Annotated in this window: 14 protein-coding genes; 3 read left to right on the top strand and 11 right to left on the bottom strand. The window is 73.1% G+C overall.

What is annotated here, in order from left to right:
- Positions 1-9 precede the first annotated feature (9 nt).
- Entirely contained in the window at positions 10-1,194 is a 1,185-nt protein-coding gene (locus IMZ35_RS26920; RefSeq protein ID WP_199443997.1) for a MarP family serine protease, read from the top strand.
- A gap of 57 nt (positions 1,195-1,251) precedes the next feature.
- Here the strand turns inward: IMZ35_RS26920 and IMZ35_RS26915 are convergent, their stop codons facing one another.
- From IMZ35_RS26915 to IMZ35_RS31570, 5 genes are all read right to left on the bottom strand, one after another.
- The gene (locus IMZ35_RS26915; RefSeq protein ID WP_438816902.1) at positions 1,252-2,151 is read right to left on the bottom strand and encodes an alpha/beta fold hydrolase; all 900 of its coding nucleotides are present in this window, start codon (positions 2,149-2,151) and stop codon (positions 1,252-1,254) included.
- Between the two features lie 35 nt (positions 2,152-2,186).
- Entirely contained in the window at positions 2,187-2,666 is a 480-nt protein-coding gene (locus IMZ35_RS26910) for a phage holin family protein (protein ID WP_199443995.1), read from the bottom strand.
- A 48-nt stretch (positions 2,667-2,714) separates the two neighbouring features.
- Positions 2,715-3,923, bottom strand: coding sequence for a Na+/H+ antiporter NhaA (gene nhaA, locus IMZ35_RS26905; protein ID WP_199443994.1), 1,209 nt, complete (start codon positions 3,921-3,923; stop codon positions 2,715-2,717).
- Positions 3,924-4,048: 125 nt separating this feature from the next.
- Positions 4,049-6,037 carry an acetate--CoA ligase gene (gene acs, locus IMZ35_RS26900; protein ID WP_199443993.1) on the bottom strand — a complete coding sequence of 663 codons (1,989 nt, stop codon included), beginning with the start codon at positions 6,035-6,037 and terminating at the stop codon, positions 4,049-4,051.
- A 235-nt stretch (positions 6,038-6,272) separates the two neighbouring features.
- Complete coding sequence (locus IMZ35_RS31570) at positions 6,273-6,398, bottom strand: hypothetical protein (protein ID WP_267877286.1); 126 nt, start codon at positions 6,396-6,398, stop codon at positions 6,273-6,275.
- A 174-nt stretch (positions 6,399-6,572) separates the two neighbouring features.
- On the opposite strand from IMZ35_RS31570, the gene IMZ35_RS26895 reads away from it, so the two are divergent.
- The gene (locus tag IMZ35_RS26895) at positions 6,573-7,304 is read left to right on the top strand and encodes an oxidoreductase (protein ID WP_199443992.1); all 732 of its coding nucleotides are present in this window, start codon (positions 6,573-6,575) and stop codon (positions 7,302-7,304) included.
- A gap of 10 nt (positions 7,305-7,314) precedes the next feature.
- Here the strand turns inward: IMZ35_RS26895 and IMZ35_RS26890 are convergent, their stop codons facing one another.
- From IMZ35_RS26890 to IMZ35_RS26875, 4 genes are all read right to left on the bottom strand, one after another.
- Positions 7,315-7,872 (bottom strand): DUF4232 domain-containing protein, encoded by a 558-nt coding sequence (locus tag IMZ35_RS26890; protein ID WP_199443991.1) that lies wholly within the window; start codon positions 7,870-7,872, stop codon positions 7,315-7,317.
- A gap of 110 nt (positions 7,873-7,982) precedes the next feature.
- The gene (locus IMZ35_RS26885; RefSeq protein ID WP_199443990.1) at positions 7,983-8,234 is read right to left on the bottom strand and encodes a hypothetical protein; all 252 of its coding nucleotides are present in this window, start codon (positions 8,232-8,234) and stop codon (positions 7,983-7,985) included.
- Between the two features lie 87 nt (positions 8,235-8,321).
- On the bottom strand, positions 8,322-9,506 hold the full coding sequence (gene kynU, locus IMZ35_RS26880) for a kynureninase (protein ID WP_307868847.1): 1,185 nt from the start codon (positions 9,504-9,506) through the stop codon (positions 8,322-8,324).
- Positions 9,503-10,327 carry a tryptophan 2,3-dioxygenase gene (locus tag IMZ35_RS26875; RefSeq protein ID WP_229373371.1) on the bottom strand — a complete coding sequence of 275 codons (825 nt, stop codon included), beginning with the start codon at positions 10,325-10,327 and terminating at the stop codon, positions 9,503-9,505. Before IMZ35_RS26875 ends, kynU begins: the two co-directional genes overlap by 4 nt.
- 107 nt (positions 10,328-10,434) lie before the next feature.
- On the opposite strand from IMZ35_RS26875, the gene IMZ35_RS26870 reads away from it, so the two are divergent.
- Positions 10,435-10,884, top strand: coding sequence for an Lrp/AsnC family transcriptional regulator (locus IMZ35_RS26870; protein WP_199443988.1), 450 nt, complete (start codon positions 10,435-10,437; stop codon positions 10,882-10,884).
- A gap of 7 nt (positions 10,885-10,891) precedes the next feature.
- Here IMZ35_RS26870 and murQ read toward each other — a convergent pair whose 3' ends face one another.
- Positions 10,892-11,815, bottom strand: coding sequence for an N-acetylmuramic acid 6-phosphate etherase (murQ, locus tag IMZ35_RS26865; protein ID WP_199443987.1), 924 nt, complete (start codon positions 11,813-11,815; stop codon positions 10,892-10,894).
- Positions 11,812-12,696, bottom strand: coding sequence for a MurR/RpiR family transcriptional regulator (locus IMZ35_RS26860; protein ID WP_199444044.1), 885 nt, complete (start codon positions 12,694-12,696; stop codon positions 11,812-11,814). Before IMZ35_RS26860 ends, murQ begins: the two co-directional genes overlap by 4 nt.
- Positions 12,697-12,699 lie beyond the last annotated feature (3 nt).

Genomic DNA, 12,699 nt, shown 5'->3' with positions numbered 1-12,699 from the left:
GGTAACGGCGTGAACTGGGTTGACCTGCTCGTGCTGGCGCTCGCCGCGTTCGCCGCGGTGTCCGGCGCCAGGCAGGGCATGGTCGTCGCGCTGCCCGCCTTCGGCGGCGTGCTGATCGGACTCGTGCTCGGAACGCAGGTCGCGCCGCTGGTCGTGACCCAGTTCGACAACGTCGTCACCAAGGTCGTCTTCACCGTCGGCATCCTCGTGCTGCTGGTGGCGCTCGGCGAGACGATCGGCGTGTACGTCGGCCGGTCCATCAAGTCCAGGGTGAACGCGACACCCCTGCGCGGGCTGGACAACGCGCTCGGCGCGATCGTGCAGGGCGTCGTGGTGTTCGCCGTGGCGTGGATGATCGCGCTGCCGCTCACGACCGTCGCGGGGCTGCCCGGCCTGACCAAGGCCATCAAGGAGTCGACGATCCTGCACGCGGTGGACGCCGCGATGCCGGAGTCGGCGAAGCGGCTGTCCGGCGACCTGCAGAACCTGCTCGACGTGTCCGGCTTCCCGGCCGCGATCGACCCGTTCAACCGCACCCCGATCAACGACGTCGGCCCGCCCGACCCGACGCTCGGCACCAACCCCGTCGTGCAGAAGCTGCGGCCCAGCGTGCTCAAGGTGCGCGGCCGGGCCCCGTCGTGCTCCCGCGCGCTGGAGGGCACCGGCTTCGTGATCGCCCCCGAGCGGGTCATGACGAACGCCCACGTCGTCGCGGGCACCAGCGAGGTCACCGTCGAGGTGGGCCGCGGGCAGTTCGACGCGACCGTCGTGAACTACGACCCGCAGACCGACCTGGCGATCCTCGCCGTGCCCGACCTCCAGGCCACGCCGCTGGAGTTCCGCCAGGGCGAGATCGCGCAGGGGCAGGACGGCATCGTGCTCGGCTACCCGCTCGACGGGCCGTACACGGCGTCGGAGGCCAGGGTGCGCGAGCGCATCCCGCTGCGCGGCCCCGACATCTACGATGCGCAGACCGTGACCAGGGACGTCTACACCGTGCGGGCCAAGGTCCGCAGCGGCAACTCCGGCGGCCCGCTGGTGGACCCGGACGGCCGCGTGATGGGCGTGGTGTTCGGCGCGGCCGTGGACGACCAGGAGACGGGCTTCGTGCTGACGGCGCAGGAGGTGGCCGACGAGGTGGCCCGCGCCCCCCAGCTGATCCGCCGAGCCTCGACCCAGAACTGCGCGAGTTGAGCGTTCGGGCACCACGAGTTGAGCGTTCGCGCACCGCGAGTGGAGCGTTCGGGCCGATCAGAGGCGCGCGAGGAAGTCCGTCAGCAGCTTGCTCGTCGTGTGCGGGGCCTCCTGGTGGGGGAAGTGGCCCACCTCGGGGATGCAGCGGTAGTGCGACCGCGGGCCGAGCCAGGACGCCGACGCCAGCGCCGTCGACTCCAGCATCACCGGGTCCATCGCGCCGTGCACCTGCAGCACCGGCACCTCCACGCGCCGGTCGATCGCCTCGGCGAAGCGCCGACCGTCACCGCGCAGCTGCGAGCGCGCGGCCCAGCGGTAGTACTCCAGGGAGCTGTGGGCGACGCCGGGCACCAGCATCGCCTGCCGGTTGAGCCGCACGACCTCGTCGAACTCCGGTGCGACCGTCCACTTGGGACCGGACCAGGCGTGCAGCAGCCGGGACACGGCGGCGGCACCGTCACCGGTGAGCCAGCGCTCGGGGAACACCGGGGCCTGGAAGCGCAGGACGTGGCTCGCGGCGCGGCCCTGGCCGCGCGGGTGGCGGCGGATCTCGCGGCGCAGCGCCAGCGGGTGCGGCGCGGAGATCACCGACACCGAGTGCGCGACGCGGGGGTGCATCGCGGCGGCGGTCCACGCCAGCATCCCGCCCCACGCGTGACCCACGAGGTGCGCGCGACGCTCGCCGAGCGCCTTGACCAGCCCGGCCACGTCACCGGCGAGCGTGAAGCCGTCGTAACCGCGCGGGGGCTTGTCGGAGTCGCCGTACCCGCGCAGGTCCACCGCGACGGCGCGGTACCCGGCCTCGGCCAGCGACGTGAGCTGGTGCCGCCAGGACCACCAGAACTGCGGAAACCCGTGCAGCATCAGGACCAGCGGTCCCTCGCCGAGTTCGGCGACGTGCAGCCTGATGCCGTTGGCCGACACGTCGCGGTGGGTCCAGGGACCGCTGACCCGCACTGCGGACGGATCGGGTGGTGGCGGCACCGGAACGCTCAGCGGCCGTCGCGGTGCCGCAGGGTGGCCACGGTGTCCCTGGCCGAGGAGATGGTCTTCTCCGGAGCCTTGAGCTTGCGCACCTTCTTGTAGCCCAGGAAGCCGAACGCCGCGGTGATCAGCAGCATCAGCACGAAGACGATGGCGAAGGACGCCGACAGGGGCAGCCCCAGGTCCGAACCCAGGAACCCGAGGGCGAGGAAGAAGAAGAACAGGCTGAACAGCAGCACCGTCAGCGCGACGATGAAGTAGACGCTGCCCCGCACACCCTTCTTGATCTCCGCGGCGACCTCGGACCTCGCGAGCTCCACCTCTGCTCTGACCAGGGTGGACAGGTGCGCCGTGGCGTCGCGGACGAGACCGCCGATCGACGTCTCGCCCACCACCTGCTCCAGATCCTCCGCGGTCAGCGGAATCGACGGAACCGGCGGCAACCCGTCGCGGCCGTTGCCCACTGCGTTCTCCCTCGCGCTGGTCACCCGGTCATCGTGCCATGCGCACGGTGGCCGGGCGCTCCGACCGGGGGATCACGCGTCCGTGTCGTCCTCGTCGTCGGCGCGCTGGTGCGCCCGGCTGCGCCGGACCAGCAGGACGGCGGCGAGGAGGGAGGCCACGAGCGAGGCGACGAGCACGGCGGCCTTGGCCTGCTCGGCGGCCTCGCCGTCGAGCGCGAGGTCGGCGATGAGCAGGCTCACGGTGAAGCCGACGCCGCCGAGCATCGCCACCGCCACGACGTCGCGCGGTCCCGCGCCGCGCGGCCACACGGCGAGCCCGAGCAGGACGGCCAGCGCGGAGGCCGCCACGATGCCGACGACCTTGCCCACGACCAGACCGAGCAGCACGGCGAGCGGGACGGGCGAGGTGAACGTGCTGCGCAGGGCCTCCGCGCCGATCGGGACCCCGGCCGCGAACAGCGCGAACACCGGCACGGCCAGCCCGGCGGACCAGGGCTGGAGGCGGTGCTCCAGGCGCACGGCCGGGCACTCGTGCTCGCCGGGGTCCTTCGTGGTGCGGGTGAGCAGGGCCAGCGCCACGCCGGCGATCGTGGCGTGCACACCGGCGGCGTGCACGAGCGCCCAGGTGGCCACGGCGATGGGCACGTACAGCAGGGGAGTCGTCACCCGCTTGTGCTGGAGGTACCGGTAGAGGACGAGCAGCAGCACCGCCCCGGCGGCGGCCAGCAGGTCGAACGTCGAGGTGAACAGGACCGCGATGACGAGGATCGCGCCCAGGTCGTCGACGACGGCGAGGCTGAGCAGGAACACCCGCAGGCCGCTGGGCAGCCCGGACGAGGTGATCGCGAGGACGCCGAGGGCGAAGGCGATGTCCGTGGCGACGGGGATTGCCCACGCCCGTTCGATCCCGGGCTCGCCCCAGCCGACGGCCAGCGCGACCAGCGCCGGGACGACCATGCCGCCCACCGCGGCGATCACCGGGAGGGCCGCCGCTCGGAGGTCGGACAGCTCGCCCAGGATGAGTTCGCGCTTGAGCTCCAGACCGGCCACGAAGAAGAAGATCGCGAGCAGGCCGTCCTTGGCCCAGTCGCCGATCGACAGGTCCAGGTGCAGCGACGCCGGGCCGACGTGGAAGTCGCGGATCGCCTCGTAGAGGGGGCCGGCCGGGGAGTTCGCCCACAGCAGGGCGACGGCGGTGGCGCCCAGCAGGATCAGCCCGCCGGTGGTCTCGGTGCGCAGGTAGCGGGCGAACTCGGCGGCGACCTGCTGAGGGCGGTTCACGTCATCGGCTCCAGGGTGTGGCGACAGAACTGCCGACCAGACTTCCCGGCGCACCTGCCGGTAACCCTAACCCACTCGTCCGCGAGGGGCGTCCCGACGGCCGGGACGCCTCTCGCGGAGCGGGATCAGTCCTCGCCGGACCCCTTCTTCAGACCCGTCGAGATCAGGTCCATGACCGACGAGTCCGCCAGCGTCGTGACGTCGCCGACCTCGCGGTTCTCCGCCACGTCGCGCAGCAGGCGGCGCATGATCTTGCCGGAGCGGGTCTTCGGCAGCTCGGGCACGACCATGATCTGCCGGGGCTTCGCGATCGGGCCGATCTCCTTCGCCACGTGCTCGCGCAGCGCCTTGATCGCCTCCTCGCCGGACGACGTGTCCTGCGGGACGCCGCCGCGCAGGATGACGAACGCGACGATGCCCTGACCCGTGGTCGGGTCCGACGCTCCGACGACGGCGGCCTCGGCCACGGTCGGGTGCGACACGAGCGCCGACTCGACCTCGGTGGTCGAGATGCGGTGCCCGGACACGTTCATCACGTCGTCCACCCGGCCGAGCAGCCAGACGTCGCCGTCCGAGTCGTACTTGGCGCCGTCACCGGCGAAGTAGAAGCCCTCCTCGCCGAACCGCGACCAGTAGGTGTCGCGGTAGCGCGCCTCGTCGCCCCAGATGCCGCGCAGCATCGACGGCCACGGCTGGTCGAGCACGAGGTAGCCGCCACCGCCGTGCGCGACCTCGACGCCCTGCTCGTCCACGACCTTCGCGCTGATGCCGGGCAGCGGCCGCTGCGCCGAGCCGGGCTTCGCGGAGATCACGCCGGGCAGCGGCGAGATCATGATGGCGCCGGTCTCGGTCTGCCACCACGTGTCCACGATCGGCGTGCGGCTCGCGCCGACGTGCTCGCGGTACCAGATCCACGCCTCGGGGTTGATCGGCTCGCCGACGCTGCCCAGCACGCGCAGCGACGACAGGTCGTACCTCGCGGGGATGTCCGCGCCCCACTTCATGAACGTGCGGATCAGCGTCGGCGCCGTGTAGTAGATGGACACGCCGTACTTCTGGACGATCTCCCAGTGCCTGCCCTCGTGCGGCGTGTTGGGAGTGCCCTCGTAGACGACCTGCGTCACGCGGTTGGCCAGCGGCCCGTAGACGATGTAGCTGTGCCCGGTGACCCAGCCGATGTCGGCGGTGCACCAGTACACGTCGCTGTCGGGCTTGAGGTCGAACACCACGTCGTGCGTGTACGCGGCCTGCGTGAGGTAGCCGCCCGAGGTGTGCAGGATGCCCTTGGGCTTCCCCGTCGTGCCCGACGTGTAGAGGATGAACAGCGGGTGCTCGGAGTCGAACGCCTCGGGCGTGTGCTGGTCGGACTGGGCGTCGACCACGTCGTGCCACCACAGGTCGCGGCCCTGCGTCCACTCCACGTCGGACTCGGTGCGCTTCACGACGATCACGTTGGTGACGCTGGACGTCTTGGCGACGGCCTCGTCCACGGCGCCCTTGATGCCGACGGGCTTGCCGCGCCGGTACTGGCCGTCGGTGGTGATCACGAGCTTCGCGGAGGCGTCCTCGATGCGGGTGCGCAGCGCCTCGGCGGAGAACCCGGCGAAGACCACGGAGTGCGTCGCGCCCAGCCGTGCCACGGCGAGGATCGAGAAGATCGCCTCGGGGATCATCGGCATGTAGATCGCGACGCGGTCGCCGGCCTCCAGACCCAGCGACGTCAGGGCGTTGGCGGCCTTCGACACCTCGCGCTGGAGCTCGGCGTAGGTGATGGCGCGGCTGTCGCCGGGCTCGCCCTCCCAGTGGACGGCGACCTGGTCGCCGTGACCGGACTCGACGTGCCGGTCGACGCAGTTGTAGGCGACGTTGAGCTTGCCGCCGACGAACCACTTCGCGAACGGCGGGTCCGACCAGTCGAGCACCTGGTTCCACCGCGTGTCCCAGTGCAGCCGGTCGGCCTGCTCGGCCCAGAACGCCTCCCGGTCGGCGCTCGCCCGGTCGTACAGCTCGGCGGTCGCGTTGGCCTGCGAGGCGAACTCCTCGCTCGGCGGGAACGTCCTGCTCTCGTTCAGCAGGTTGTCCAGGGTGGCGCCCTGGTCGTGCGACTGGGTCATGGTGCTCAGACCTCCTGAATGGCTCGCCAGTCCGTGCGACTCGGTGACGAACGTAGTGCGACGGAGCCCGCTCCGACAGGGCAGTGGACCAGAAAGGTTCAGACCAATCTGAGCGGCTGCCCGCGTTCACCCGAAACGCGTGGACAACTGTGTAACCCGGCTCCGCCGCCGTGTGCCACCCGGTCGTGGCCGGGATGCGGCTGAACGACACGTGCACTGCGACCAGCGGCACGGCTCACGCGAGCGCGGGCCGCCCGAGCCGGGCCGCGAGCCGTTCCCGCACGTCGGGCCGCTCGGTCGCCGTGCCGGAGGGGACGACGGTGTCGCGCAGCGAACCGTCCTCGCGGACGCGGTGCGCCACCCGGCGCGGTGCGCGCCCAGCACGGCGAACGCCCTGGTGAGCGACGTCAGCTCGGCCGCGGTGTTCGGGGGCCGTGCGCTCGTGCCCGGCGCCGATCCGTCGGTGGCCCTCGGAGAACGGCCACGTCCGGGCGATGTCAGCAGGCCGCTTCGGACGCGGGTACTGTGCCCCGCCGTGACCGATCCGCTGGCACCGCTGCTCGACCTGCCCGGCGTCGCCGACGCCGTGAACGGGGCGAAGGACGCCGTCTTCCAGGTGCACCGGCACCGCCAGAACCTGCGGGGCTGGGCCACCACGGCGGCCGAGGCGTCCGTGCGCGCCGCCCGCGCGTCCGCCGCGCTGGAGGGCGGGAGCACGGAGATCCCCGAGCACGGAGAGGTCTCCGACCCCGTGCTCGCCGGGTCGCTGCGCGTCGCCGAGTCGCTCGGCGTGCTGTCCTCCACCTGGCAGCGAGCACCCCTCCAGGCGCTGGCGCGGCTGCACGTGCTGGCCGCCGCCGACCTCGTCGCCGACGGCGACCTTGGCCGCCCGCGCACCGCGCCCGGCGTGTCGCAGCGGCTCGACCTGCTGGCCGGTCTGGTCACCGGTGGCACCCGCGTGCCCGGTCCGCTGCTCGTGGCGGTGGTGCACGGCGAGCTGCTCGGCCTCGCGCCGTTCGACGTGGCGGGCGGCGTCGTCGCCCGCGCCGCGGCCCGGCTCACCTCGATCGTCAGCGGCACCGACCCCAAGGGGCTCGGCGTGCCGGAGGTGGCCTGCCTGCGGCGTGCCGCCGAGTACGAGGCGGCGTCCGCGGCCTTCGCGAGCGGCGAACCGGAGGGCCTGACCCGCTGGATCGTGTTCGTGTGCGAGGCGCTGGTCGCCGGGGCCCGCGAGGCGACGAGCATCGCCGACGCCGCCGTGTCCTGAGCGGACCCGGTCAGCCGACGACGTCGCCCACCCTGGAGGCGCGCACGGGACCGTTGACATCGCCCGGCCAGGCGACGGTGACGGCGTCGCCGTTGCCGCCCGGCAGGGTGAACGTGACCCGAGATGCCTGCGCACCGGCCTCCTCCGGCGACGGCGCGCTCACGTAGACCGCCTTCGGGCTGTCCGCGGTGACCACGACGCTCTCCGCGGGCTCCGGCCCGTCCGGGGCCTGGTCGACGCCGAGCGGGGAGGTCCCCTTCTGGAAGATCAGGTCGTCCGGCGCGCCCACGAGCGTGCAGGTCGCGCCCGCCTTCGCGGTGAAGCGGATCTCGAACAGCTCCACGCCCATCTGCTGGGACTGCACCGCCGCCGTCGTCACGTCGAGCTGCTTGGACCCGCACGGGGCGGGACCGGCGGACGCCGTGCCGGTGGCCGAGGACGATCCGCCGTCGCGGCTGGCCGGCTGCTCGTCCTGCGCGGTCGGGCTACCGCCGGAGACCGACGTGCACGCGGTCAGCGCCGCCCACGCCGCGACCAGCGCCACCGCGTTCCTCGTCCTGACGGACATGATCGTCCTTCCCCCTCGTGGTTCGTGTCGGGCCACTGTCCCCCGGCCCGGTGCCCGCTCCCGTCCCGAGGAGCCGCGCGGAGGCCCTTCGGGACGACAACGCTGTCAGCTCACGCCGCCCATCGCGCTGCCGGTGCGGACCGACCGGTGACGCTGCTCGGCCACGGCACCCGCACGGCCGTGTCCGCGGCGTCGGAGGGCAGGTCGAACGTCGCCGAGACGGCGGGCAGTCCGGGCGAGGCGACGTGGACGTGCTCCGGGCGCGACTCGTCCAGCGTCACCTCGTCAGCGGTGCCCGGCGTCACCACGTCGACGTCGGGGGACGCGCCGTCCGCCGCCACGGCTCCGGTGCGGGTTCCCACGGTCGTCCTCCCCTGCTCGGCGTCGTCGTCGACCTCAAGACGCCGCGGGGGCAGCAGAACATCGCACGGTGTGTCGCGGCTCACACGTCAGCGGGTCCGCAGGACGTCGGCCAGCACCTCCGCCGCCCGCTGCGCGTCGGCGTACCGCACGTACAGCGGCGCGAAGCCGAACCGCAGCACGTCCGGCGGCCGGTGGTCGCCGATCACGTTCCGCTCGACCAGCTCGCCCACCACCGCGCGGGCGTCCGCGTGGCGCAGCGAGATCTGGTGACCGCGCCACTCGTCGGCCGGGGTGAGCACGCCGATGCCGGGCAGGTCCTCCACGGCCGCGCGGAACAGCGCGGTCAGCGCGAGCCCCTTGGCCCGCACGTCGCGCAGGTCCACGCCGTCCCACACGTCCAGGGCGGCGTCCAGCGCGAGCATCGACAGGACGTCGGGCGTGCCCGCCCGGCCGCGCCCGACACCCCCGGCGGGCGCGTAGCCCTCCTCCATCGCGAACGGCTCGCGGTGCCCCGCCCAGCCGGTCAGCGGCTGCGAGAACGTCGCCTGCGCCGCGTGCGGCACGTACAGGAACGCCGGTGCTCCCGGCCCGCCGTTGAGGAACTTGTAGGTGCAGCCCACGGCCAGGTCCACGCCCAGCGCGTCCAGCTCGACCGGCAGCACGCCCGCGCTGTGGCAGAGGTCCCAGACCACCAGCGCGCCCGCCGCGTGCACCTGCTCGGTCAGCGCCGCCGCGTCCAGCAGGCGGCCCGTCCGGTAGTCGACGTGGTTGAGCAGCACGACCGCCGTCCGCTCGGACAGCGCCCCGGCCAGCTCGTCGGGCGGCACCGGGCGCAGCGCGTGCCCGGTCAGCTCGGCCACCGAGCGCGCGATGTAGCCGTCGGTGGGGAACGTCGAGGCTTCCACCACGATCTCGTCGCGCCCCGGATTGGCGCGCACCGCCCCGACCAGGGCCTTGAACAGGTTCACGCTCGTCGAGTCGCCCACGACGACCTGGCCCGGCGCGGCTCCGACGAGGCGGCCGATCCGGTCGCCCACCCGCAGCGGGGCGTCCCACCAGCCCTCCGACCAGGCGCGGATCAACCGGCGGCCCCACTGCTCGCGCACCACGTGCCGCATCCGCTCCGCCACCGCGCGCGGCGGTGCGCCGAGGGAGTTGCCGTCCAGGTAGACGACGTCGTCGTCCAGGTCGAACAGCTCGCGCACGGGCGCCAGCGGGTCGTCGGCGTCCAGGTCTGCGGGAGCGGGAGCGGCCACACCCGAGTCGATCACACGTGACTCCTCGCGGTCCAGAGCTCGGGGAAGATCGAGCGCTGCGCCCGCTTCTCCAGCCAGGCCACCCCGGCCGAACCGCCGGTGCCCGCCTTGGCGCCCATCGCGCGCCGCGTCGCCAGCAGGTGGTCGTGCCGCCAGCGGGTGAACTCCTCCGCGACGTCGGTCAGCGCCTCGCCCAGTTCCAGTTCGTCGCTCGCGTCGCCCCGGTAGATCTCCGTCCACACCCGCTCGACGCCCTCGTCCGGCGCGTACGGCTTGCTCAGGTCCCGCGCGAGCACCTCCTCCGGCACGGCGTGGCCGCGGCGCAGCAGGGCGGCGAGCACGTCGTCGTAGAGGCTGCGCGAGTGCAGCGACACCTCCAGCGCGGCGTGCACGGCCGGGACCGCGCGGTGCGGCACCAGCATCGACGCCGACTTCTCCCCGAGCAGGAACTCCACCTCGCGGTACATCCCCGACTGGAAGCCCGAACCCTCGCCCAGCGCGTCGCGGAAGGAGTTGAACTCCCGCGGCGTCATCCGCGCGATCGGCCGCCACGCCGCGTCGAGGGCCTGGAGGTGCAGTTCGCTGCGTCGCAGCGTCCGCGCGGCGGCGCGCAGGTCGTCGGCCCGCAGCTCCCGCTGCGTCTGCCGCCACTCGAACGCCAGCAGGCCGAAGTACAGCTCCATCACCTGCGTGATCATCAGGAACGACATCTCGCGCGGGTCGTCGGACCACTGCCGCTGGAGGGTGTGCAGCGCGGAGGCGTGCACGTAGTCCTCGTACGGCGTGGTGCCGCCGAAGTCGAGCTTGGGCGCGCTGGAGGTGCCGGGACAGGTCATGCCGCACATCCTGGAACGACCGCAGGAGAATCTGAATGGGTGACACAGGGGTGATCGACGGAGAAATCTCCTGATCGACAGCGATTTTCCTGCTTGGCTTTGCATTCATGAGAACCGAACTGGACGATGTGGACCGCGCCCTGCTGGAGGCGCTCCAGGAGGACGCGCGACTGTCCTACAACGAGCTGGCGCGGCGGGTGCACGTGTCACCGCCGACGGTGGCGCAGCGCGTGCGCAGACTGGAGCACGCGGGCGTGATCACCGGGTACCGGGCGGTCGTGGACCCGGTCGCCGCCGGCCGCGGCGTGGTCGCCCTGGTGCGGATGAAGTGCTACGGCCCGCGGTGCATCACCGTGCACCCCGAACTGCTCGACGACTGCCCGGAGGTGGTCGAGGTCGTGCGGCTGACCGGCGACATCTGCTCGGTGGTGAAGGTGGTGACGACGTCGATCGGCGAGCTGGAACGGCTGCTGGTCCGTCTCGCCGCGCACGGCGAGACGTCCAGCGCCATGGTCCTGTCCACGCCGATCCCGTGGCGGCCCGTCCGGCCCGCGTGAGCGCCCCTCAGGCTCCCAGCGCGGCCAGCGCGTGCCGGACGTGGCCGTCGGAGGCGTCGAGCGCCTCCGCCGCGCGAGCCGCCGACGTGCCGGACAGCAGGTGCACGAGCGCCACCCTGAGGTCGCCACCGGCCTCGGCCAGCGCGTCCGTGCAGTCCCGCTCGTCCAGGCCGGTCGCCTCGCGCAGGATGCGCACGGTGCGCCCGCGCAGCTTCGCGTTGGTCGCCCGGACGCTCACCATGAGGTTCGAGTACGTCCGCCCCAGCCGCACCATCACGGCCGTGGAGAACGACGTGAGCACCAGCTTCTGCGAGTTGCCCGCCTTCATCCTGGTCGACCCGGCGATGGCCTCGGGGCCGGTGTCCAGGGCGATCACCACGTCGACGCCGGTCGGCACCGGGGCTCCGGGGTTGTTCGACACGAGCACCGTGCGCGCGCCCATCTCGTGCGCGGCGCGCAGCGCGCCCATCACGAACGGCGTGCGCCCGGACGCCGTCACGCCCAGCACGAGGTCGGCGGCCGTGGCGTGCTCGCGGATCTGGGCCTCGCCGTCGCCCGCCTGGTCCTCGACGTCCTCGATCGCCCGCACCAGGGCCGCCTGGCCGCCCGCGTGGTGGGCGACGAACCAGTCCGGCGGGGTGTTGAACGTGGGCACGAGCTCGGCGGCGTCGAGCGTCGCGAGCCGGCCGGACGTCCCCGCGCCCACGTAGTGCACCCGGCCGCCGGCCCGGACGACGTCCACGGCCAGGTCGACCGCCGTCGCCAGCTCGGGCAGCACCGCGGCGACCGCGGCGGGCACCGTGGCGTCCTCGGCGTTGATCAGCCGCACCACGTCGAGCGTCGACACGCGGTCGATGTCCACGGTGCGGGGGTTGCGCGACTCGGTGGGCGACTCGACGCTGACGACGGCGCCACCTCCCGGCGCGCTCACCTGCCGTTCTCCCTCGGCCGGCGGCGACCGTCCGGCCGCGCGCCGAGGCGGTGGCCGGACACCGCCTCGTAGGTCGCCTCCAGCGCGCTCTTGGCGCTCTCCACGTGCCGCTGGGCGACGCCGATGAACAGGCAGTCGACCACCGTGAGCTGGGCGATTCTGCTGGCCATCGCCCCGGAGCGGAACGTGGTCTCGCGCGCGGCCGTGGTCAGCACGTGGTCGGAGACCTCGCTGATCGGCGAGCGCGGGAAGTTCGTGAGCGCCGCGGTCGTCGCGCCGTGCTCCCGCGCGACCCGCAGCGCCTCCACCGTCTCCACCGTGGAGCCGGTGTGCGAGATGCCCACGGCCACGTCGTCCCCGCCGAGCACCGCGGCGGAGGTGAGCGCGATGTGGGTGTCGTTCCACGCGAAGCAGGTGCGCCCGATGCGGTGCAGCTTCTGCTGGAGGTCGAACGCGACGAACGCGCTCGCGCCGAAGCCGTAGACGTCGACCCGGCGCGCTCCGGCGACCGCGTCGACGACGGCCTGGAGCGTGGCGACGTCGAGCTGCTCCGCGGTCTCCTCGACGGCGCGCGCGTCGGCGAACGCGACCTTGCCGACGACCTGGGCCAGGTCGTCGGCCGGCCCGATGTCGCCACCGAGGTCGTGGTCGGCGCGGGCCGCGGTGCGCGCGGTGTCGGCGGCCAGCGCGATGCGCAGCTCCGGGTACCCGCCGACGCCGATGGCCTTGCAGAACCGCGTGACCGTGGTCTCGCTGGTACCGGCGGCCTCGGCCACCTCGGTGATGCTGCGACGGGCGACGGTGCCGGGGTTCTCCAGGACGACCTTGGCGACCCGCTGCTCGGCGCGGGCCAGCCCCGGCAGCAACGAGCGGATCTTCACCAG

Source organism: Umezawaea beigongshangensis, assembly GCF_016464305.1.
GTDB classification, from domain to species: Bacteria; Actinomycetota; Actinomycetes; order Mycobacteriales; family Pseudonocardiaceae; genus Umezawaea_A; species Umezawaea_A beigongshangensis.
The sequence above is the reverse complement of the archived record's forward strand: the minus strand, read 5'-3'. Positions and strand labels throughout refer to the sequence as shown.

What these genes read in the sequence shown, in the direction of transcription:
- IMZ35_RS26875 (WP_229373371.1), bottom strand. Translation starts at nt 10,327, where the DNA reads ATGACCTGTCCCGGCACCTCCAGCGCGCCCAAGCTCGACTTCGGCGGC.
- IMZ35_RS26870 (WP_199443988.1), top strand. Translation starts at nt 10,435, where the DNA reads ATGAGAACCGAACTGGACGATGTGGACCGCGCCCTGCTGGAGGCGCTC.
- acs (WP_199443993.1), bottom strand. Translation starts at nt 6,037, where the DNA reads ATGACCCAGTCGCACGACCAGGGCGCCACCCTGGACAACCTGCTGAAC.
- IMZ35_RS26890 (WP_199443991.1), bottom strand. Translation starts at nt 7,872, where the DNA reads ATGTCCGTCAGGACGAGGAACGCGGTGGCGCTGGTCGCGGCGTGGGCG.